This window comes from Luteococcus sp. (genome assembly GCF_043424415.1).
GTDB lineage: Bacteria > Actinomycetota > Actinomycetes > Propionibacteriales > Propionibacteriaceae > Luteococcus.
The window spans coordinates 1-6,615 of record NZ_JBHWOO010000152.1 but is presented as its reverse complement, the minus strand read 5'-3'; the positions used below and the strand labels follow the sequence as shown (position 1 = coordinate 6,615).

Here is a 6,615-nt window from a genome sequence, read left to right as displayed (position 1 = left end):
GCCGGCCACCTCGGCATCCAGGGCGTGCCCTTCTTCGTGCTGGCCAACAAGTACGGCATCTCCGGCGCCCAGCCGGCCGAGGCCCTCGAGCAGGCACTCAGCCAGGCCTGGAGAGAGCTGCACCCGCAGGTCCAGCCGCTGTCGGTGCCGGGCCTCGACGGGACTGGAACGTCCGGGCCGGCCTGTGGCCCCAACGGCTGCGACTGAACGATTTCCCACCATCTGGCAGGCTGGTGGACATGATCACCATCACCGTGAAGTGGGACGTCAAGCCCGAGTACGCCGACGACTTCATGTCGCTCGCCCGTGAGTTCACCGAGGCCTGCCGCAATGAGCCCGGCTGCCTGTGGTTCGACTGGTCGCGCAGCGTCGACAACCCGAATGAGTACATCCTGATCGAGGCCTACAGGGATGGCGAGGCCGGCGCCGCGCACGTGAACAGCGAGCACTTCAAGAAGGCCATGAAGGAGCAGGGCCAGTACGCCGCCACTCGCCCCCAGGTCATCTCCTACGAGATTCCCCAGGACGACTGGAGCGAGCTGGGCGAGATCGAGATGCCCGACGGCAAGTGAGCTCAGGCGGTCGCGTCGTAGTGGTGGAAGACCGGCACCAGCCGGATGAGGGCCGCCACCATTGCGGTGATGGCCAGGCCACCCACCAGCGGCGGCGCCCAGACCGCCCCCAGCGCCACCAGCCCCACGAAGAGGTCCCCCAGGCGCGGACCACCGGTAACCACCATGATGTAGATCCCCTGCATCCGGCCGCGGATGTTGTCCGGCACGGCCTGCTGCAAGATGGTGTTGCGGAAGATCGCGGACACGTTGTCGCTGGCGCCCATGCCGAAGAGCATCAGCATCGCCGCGGCCAGGGCGGAGTGGTTGAGCCGATCGGGACTGCCCACGCCGCCCGGCCAGTGCCCGGTGTGCACCAGGAGGGCGACGATCCCCAGTCCGGCGGTGAACACGCCGTAGGCGATCACCGACAGGTTCACCGCCCGTCCGTGCCGCTTCCAGCCGACGATGCGCCCACTGAACAGGCTGCACAGCACGGCACCGACGGCCGACGACGCTGCCAGCAGCCCGGCGCTCACGGCTCCCCCACCGATCACCACCGTGCCAAGAGCCGGGAAGAGAGAGCGCGGATTGCCCAGCGTCATGGCCACGATGTCGACGATGAAGCTCATCGCCACCACGGGCGTCGAGCGGATGTAGCGGAAGGACTCCCGGATCGCAGCCCAGGTCTTGTGTTCGGCTCCCGGCTCGGGCGGCATCGTCGGCAGGGCCGCCAGGCCGAGGAAGGCGCCACAGAAGAGCAGCAGGTCCAGCCCGTAGGTGATGGCAAAGCCGTGGCGGGCCACCAGGAGTCCGGCCAGCGCCGGGCCGAGGGTGACCACCAGCCCCATGCTCATCCCGTTGAGGGCGCCGGCGGCGGGCAGCAGTTCGGGCTCCAGCAGGTTGGGGATGATGGCCTGCCGCGACGCCGAGACCAGGGTGGCGCCCATGGCGTTGAGTGCGGACAGGACGTAGAGACTCCAGATGGTCTCGCGCCCCAGCACCGCCAGCAGCAGGATTGCGGCAGTGGCCAGCCAGGCCAGGACGGCCGAGGCGAGGGCCACCAGCCGACGGTCGAAGCGGTCCACGATGGTTCCGCCGTAGAGTCCAGCGAACAGCGTGGGCACCAACGCCGCGACACCCACCATCGAGACCGCGAAGGTCGAGTGGGTCAACTCGTAGACGTGCAGGCCGACGGCCACCGCGGTCAGCGCATTGCCGACGCCGGCCACCAGCGCACCCAGCCACATCCAGGTGAAGTGCCGCGACGCAGTGAAGGGCCGGGTGTCGAGCAGGAAGCCGCGTCTGTCACTCACGCGGATGATGGTGCCACACTGGCCCCATGACTGGCCGACTGCTCTACGACCCGGACTGTGGCTTCTGCACGCGATGCGCCGCTTGGCTCGAGGGACGGGGCCTTCACGCCAGCGTCGAGCCCATCACGCCGGAGATGCTGCAGGCATCAGGAATCGATGAAGAACGGGCCCTCCGGGAGATCCCCTTCGTGTCGGACGACGGCACCGTCACCCACGGTGCCGCGGCCATCGGGCGTGCCCTGGCCACCGGTCCGCAGCCGCTGCGCGCCGTCGGGCTGCTGCTGTGTCACACCCCGGTGCGCTGGCTTGCCGATCCCGTCTACCACTGGGTGGCCACGCACCGCCACGAGTTGCCGGGCGGCACGGCGGCCTGCCGGATGCCCGGGCCCAGGCCATGATCCACGGCGTACTCCCATGAAGGACATCGACCCCAACTGGATGTTGGCGTGCGGAGACGCCGTCGGGAAATCCTTGTGGGGAGCGATTCGGATGTGGACGATCCGCCTCGGCGTGATCTTCGGACCGATCTACTCGATGTGCTTCGGGGCGCGCAGTCCGGAACCGGTCGGTGGCCGCTCGACGGTGTTGGCACGGCAGTGCTGTTCCTAGGTGCTTCATGGTGGGCTTTGGCAGCCTTCTACCTCTTGCTGCCGCTGGCGCTCCGGGGCACCGTGGATCTGGGCCAGGGTCCGTGGCCGCCCTGACGGCGCGAGGACGGCGTGAGGGCGGCGTGAGTTGCTCCTCGACCGGGATGCGGTCGTCCGTCGATGGATGGTTCCCAATCCCAAGGGTCCGATGGAGGTCTGGTGGCTGGTGCGTTCGGGACACTCCTGGTTGCTCTTCCCCGACCAGCAGAGCCATTCGGTGGCGTGGTGGTCAGGGCCTGATGCGGCGGTGCTGGACAGTCCGATGTCGACAGCATTCCTGCGCGGGCTGGGCGCCTTCCTTCTCGCCCTGCTGTGCTGTGTGAGGGGTCTTCTTGCCGCCCTGGTGCCGCAGTGGAGCCAGGCCGGGGCGCGACTACTGGGTGGCTGCCGCCGCACCAGCCTCTCGACGATCACGGAGCTGGCCCAACTGGCCGCGTGATCCCCTCGACAGGCTCGGGGAACGAAAGGGCGACGGGCTCGGGAATGACTCGACGGCCGGGCTTGTCGAGCCCCAAGGGATCTCGACAAGCCCGGCCGTCGTGCTTGCGAGAGGCTCAGCCAGCCGTGTGATCAGTCGCGCGTGAGGCGACGGTGCTTGCTGGCGTGCGGACGCGCAGCCTCGGCGCCCAGACGCTCGATCTTGTTGGCCTCGTAGTCGGCGAAGTTGCCCTCGAACCAGAACCACTTGCTCTCGTCCTCGTCGTCACCCTCCCAGGCCAGGATGTGGGTGGCGATGCGGTCGAGGAACCAGCGGTCGTGGGAGATCACGACGGCGCAGCCGGGGAACTCGAGCAGGGCGTCCTCGAGGCTCGAGAGGGTCTCGACGTCGAGGTCATTGGTGGGCTCGTCGAGCAGCAGCACATTGCCGCCCTGCTTCAGCGTCAGCGCCAGGTTCAGGCGGTTGCGCTCACCGCCGGAGAGAACGCCGGCCAGCTTCTGCTGGTCGGGGCCCTTGAAGCCGAAGCTGGCGACGTAGGCGCGCGAGTTCATCTCGAAGTTGCCGACCTTGAGGAAGTCGAGCCCGTCCGAGACCACCTCCCACACGTTCTTGCTGCCGTCGATGCCGGAACGGTTCTGGTCGACGTAGCTGAACTTCACCGTCTCGCCAACCTTCACCGAACCGTCGTCGGGCTGCTCGAAGCCGACGATGGTCTTGAACAGCGTGGTCTTGCCGACGCCGTTGGGGCCGATGATGCCGACGATGCCGTTGCGGGGCAGGCTGAAGGACAGGTTGTTGATCAGGACGCGGTCGCCGAAGCCCTTCTTGAGCTTGTCCACCTCGATGACCGTGTTGCCCAGGCGGGGACCGGCCGGGATGTTGATCTCGGAGGTGTCGATCTTGCGGTTGCGCTCCGCCTCGGCAGCCATCTCCTCATAGCGGGCCAGTCGCGCCTTGCTCTTGGCCTGACGGGCCTTGGGGCTGGAGCGGACCCACTCCAGCTCCTTCTCGAGGATCTTGGCGCGCTTGGCGTCCTTCTGTCCCTCGACGGTCAGGCGCTTGCGCTTGGTCTCCAGGTAGGTGGAGTAGTTGCCCTCGTAGGGGTGCAGGCGTCCGCGGTCGATCTCGCAGATCCACTCGGCCACGTTGTCCAGGAAGTAGCGGTCGTGGGTGACGGCCAGGACGGCACCGGGGTAGGTCTTGAGGTGACCCTCGAGCCAGTTCACGCTCTCCGCGTCGAGGTGGTTGGTGGGCTCGTCGAGCAGCAGCAGGTCGGGGGCCTCCAGCAGCAGCTTGCACAGCGCGACCCGACGACGCTCACCACCGGACAGGACGTTGACCGGGGTATCCCCGGGCGGGCACTGCAGAGCCTCCATGGCCTGGGCCAGCTGGGCGTCGATGTCCCACGCGCTGGCATTGTCCAGGTCGGTCTGCAGCTCGCCCATCTCGGCCATCAGGGCGTCGAAGTCGGCGTCAGGCTCGGCCATCTCCATGCCGATCTGGTTGAAGCGGTCGAGCTTGCCCTTGATCTCGCCGACGGCCTCCTCAACGTTCTCCAGGACCGTCTTGTCCTCGGTCAGCGGCGGCTCCTGCAGCAGGATGCCCACCGAGGCGCCCTTCATGAGCTGGGCCTCGCCATTGTTGGGCTGGTCCATGCCTGCCATCAGCTTCAGCATGGTCGACTTGCCGGCGCCGTTGGGGCCGACGACGCCGATCTTGGCGCCGGGGAAGAAGGAGAGGGTGACGTTGTCGAGGATCAGCTTGTCGCCGATCTTCTTGCGCACGTTGTGCATGGTGTAGATGAACTCAGCCATGGGTGGCAGACGTCCTTCGCTCGAGGTCTGGTGTATCCGGCTCGGAAGGGAGCCAGAAGTCAACGTCCAGTATGCCAGCTCGGGGCGCTGCCCCCTGGACCCGTCGTCAGCCCTCCACCTCCTCCTGGGACTCCTGCGGGACCTCCAGCACCTCACCCGTGTCCAGGTCGACCCGTTCCCCGTCCGGGGTGGTCTCGGTCCGCGGCATGGCCGCGATGCGCTCCACCGTGCTGCGGCACCGCGACAGGTCCGGCCCGAGGCTGCTGGCCTCCACCACGAGCCGCTCCTGGCGCTGGCCTTCCTTGTCCACCCAGGCCGACGTGCGAAGGCGCCCGACGACGACCACCGGGTCGCCCTTGTGCAGCGATGCCTGGACGTGTTCGGCCATCCGGCCCCAGCAGTTGATCCCGATCCAGTTCGTTTCCAGGTCCGTCCATTCCCCCTGCCTCTGGCGTCGGGGCGTGCAGGCGAGGCGGAAGCGGCTCAATGCCCAGCCCTCTCCCCTCATGGTCTCCACCTCGGTGCCGACATTGCCGCTCAGGCTGATCTGTGCATCCTGCATGGTCGTCCTCCTTCGTCGTCGACGACCCCGCTGGCCGTCACCAGGAGTGTGGAGATGCTGCTCGCGTCGGCGCCACCGCCAGCCGAGGCTGTGGACGAATCCTCAGCACCCGATAGCTGTGGACAACCAGCCCAATTCAGGCGGCCCCTGAAGATGTCAGGGGTCCAGGGCTCGGACGATGACAGCGGCGACCCGGGCGCTCCCGCTGCCTCTCACCATCGTGTCGGGATCCTCGCCAAGGGTGTGTGACAGCACCACTTTGCCGGCCACCGGAGCCGTGTCTCTACCCAAGCCGAGGCAATACAGCCTGCGCACTCCGCGCACGTTGGCCAAGCCGCCCCGTCGCCGCAACTGCCCACCCGTGCCGCGGATCGAGTGACCGCAGGGCGCGCCCAACGGGCCGTTCAGGCGACCTTTGCCATGTAACGCTGCCGCGTGGACGATCACGATGGCCGTGGAGCCCTGGATGTAGCCGACCTCAAGGATGATCGCCGCCTGGTTGGCACCCACGATCATCATGAACCGTCGCCGAGGTCCCACGCCGATCGGGTTGCGGTATGCGTGCAGGATCTCTTCCTCACCGAGACCGTGCTTCAGTGCCGACGCGGCGATGATCGGCTCGTCCATGGCAACGAATTACCTTGCTTGATATCACCCGGGCAAGGCCTTGGACTGGTGTGCGATTGCTTCCAGCAGCATCCGACTTTGCCGCGGGTCGAGCTGTCCGGCGCGGCGCCCCCGGTCGTGAGGTGATCCCTGGATCGGCAACTTTCCCCGCGTGTCTGTGGCCCAACCAAGCGCCCTGCGCCACCCTTCAAGTGGCCGCCGACCTCATGGGTACCGACCAGCTCGCATCCCTTTGCTGCCCGGTACACGGCAGCGCGGCCCACTAGCTTTGGTCCATGCCCTTCCGCGTCACCCGCATCCGCCGCTATCCCGTCAAGTCGATGGGCGGCGAGGAACTCCGCTTCGTCCAGCTCGACCACCGTGGTGTGGCGGGCGACCGTTGGTTCGCGGCCGTCGACGACCAGGGGCACCTCGTCTCGGGCAAGGACTCGCACCGCTTCCGTCGCCACGACGAGGTCGTCGACTTCTCGGCCCGCACCGACGGCTTCACCGTCCACGTGGACGGTGACGGGCAGACGTGGATGGCCGGAGACCCCGAGCTGGATACCCACCTCTCGGCGCGCATGGGCACGCCCGTCTCCCTCCACCCCGAGGGCCTCGCGCCACACCACGACGGCAGCCCCGTCTCCCTGGTCGGAAGTGCGACCCTCGACTGGTGT

Annotated in this window: 10 protein-coding genes; 6 read left to right on the top strand and 4 right to left on the bottom strand. The window is 67.6% G+C overall.

Annotation, left to right across the window (positions count from 1 at the left end; genetic code table 11):
• Both ACHFFZ_RS09340 and ACHFFZ_RS09335 read left to right on the top strand, forming a co-directional pair.
• Nucleotides 1–207 (top strand): DsbA family protein (locus ACHFFZ_RS09340; protein WP_394276365.1); only part of this gene is annotated, 207 nt, incomplete at its 5' end.
• A 32-nt stretch (nucleotides 208–239) separates the two neighbouring features.
• The gene (locus ACHFFZ_RS09335) at nucleotides 240–572 is read left to right on the top strand and encodes a putative quinol monooxygenase (RefSeq protein ID WP_394276364.1); all 333 of its coding nucleotides are present in this window, start codon (nucleotides 240–242) and stop codon (nucleotides 570–572) included.
• A 2-nt stretch (nucleotides 573–574) separates the two neighbouring features.
• Here the strand turns inward: ACHFFZ_RS09335 and ACHFFZ_RS09330 are convergent, their stop codons facing one another.
• Entirely contained in the window at nucleotides 575–1,867 is a 1,293-nt protein-coding gene (locus ACHFFZ_RS09330; protein WP_394276363.1) for an MFS transporter, read from the bottom strand.
• 26 nt (nucleotides 1,868–1,893) lie between these two features.
• Between ACHFFZ_RS09330 and ACHFFZ_RS09325 the strand changes: the two genes are divergently transcribed.
• The 3 genes from ACHFFZ_RS09325 to ACHFFZ_RS09315 all read left to right on the top strand — a co-directional run bounded on the left by ACHFFZ_RS09325 (nucleotide 1,894) and on the right by ACHFFZ_RS09315 (nucleotide 2,953).
• Complete coding sequence (locus tag ACHFFZ_RS09325) at nucleotides 1,894–2,265, top strand: thiol-disulfide oxidoreductase DCC family protein (RefSeq protein ID WP_394276362.1); 372 nt, start codon at nucleotides 1,894–1,896, stop codon at nucleotides 2,263–2,265.
• Nucleotides 2,266–2,281: 16 nt separating this feature from the next.
• Complete coding sequence (locus tag ACHFFZ_RS09320) at nucleotides 2,282–2,476, top strand: hypothetical protein (RefSeq protein WP_394276361.1); 195 nt, start codon at nucleotides 2,282–2,284, stop codon at nucleotides 2,474–2,476.
• A gap of 162 nt (nucleotides 2,477–2,638) precedes the next feature.
• Nucleotides 2,639–2,953: a hypothetical protein gene (locus ACHFFZ_RS09315; RefSeq protein ID WP_394276360.1), complete on the top strand. Its 315-nt coding sequence runs from the start codon at nucleotides 2,639–2,641 to the stop codon at nucleotides 2,951–2,953.
• A 131-nt stretch (nucleotides 2,954–3,084) separates the two neighbouring features.
• Here the strand turns inward: ACHFFZ_RS09315 and ettA are convergent, their stop codons facing one another.
• From ettA to ACHFFZ_RS09300, 3 genes are all read right to left on the bottom strand, one after another.
• On the bottom strand, nucleotides 3,085–4,767 hold the full coding sequence (ettA, locus tag ACHFFZ_RS09310; protein WP_394276359.1) for an energy-dependent translational throttle protein EttA: 1,683 nt from the start codon (nucleotides 4,765–4,767) through the stop codon (nucleotides 3,085–3,087).
• A gap of 106 nt (nucleotides 4,768–4,873) precedes the next feature.
• Entirely contained in the window at nucleotides 4,874–5,329 is a 456-nt protein-coding gene (locus ACHFFZ_RS09305) for a single-stranded DNA-binding protein (protein WP_394276358.1), read from the bottom strand.
• A gap of 156 nt (nucleotides 5,330–5,485) precedes the next feature.
• Nucleotides 5,486–5,956, bottom strand: a complete 471-nt coding sequence (locus ACHFFZ_RS09300; RefSeq protein WP_394276357.1) for a hypothetical protein — start codon at nucleotides 5,954–5,956, stop codon at nucleotides 5,486–5,488.
• A 275-nt stretch (nucleotides 5,957–6,231) separates the two neighbouring features.
• Between ACHFFZ_RS09300 and ACHFFZ_RS09295 the strand changes: the two genes are divergently transcribed.
• A partial coding sequence (locus tag ACHFFZ_RS09295) for an MOSC N-terminal beta barrel domain-containing protein (protein ID WP_394276356.1) occupies nucleotides 6,232–6,615 on the top strand: 384 nt, incomplete at its 3' end.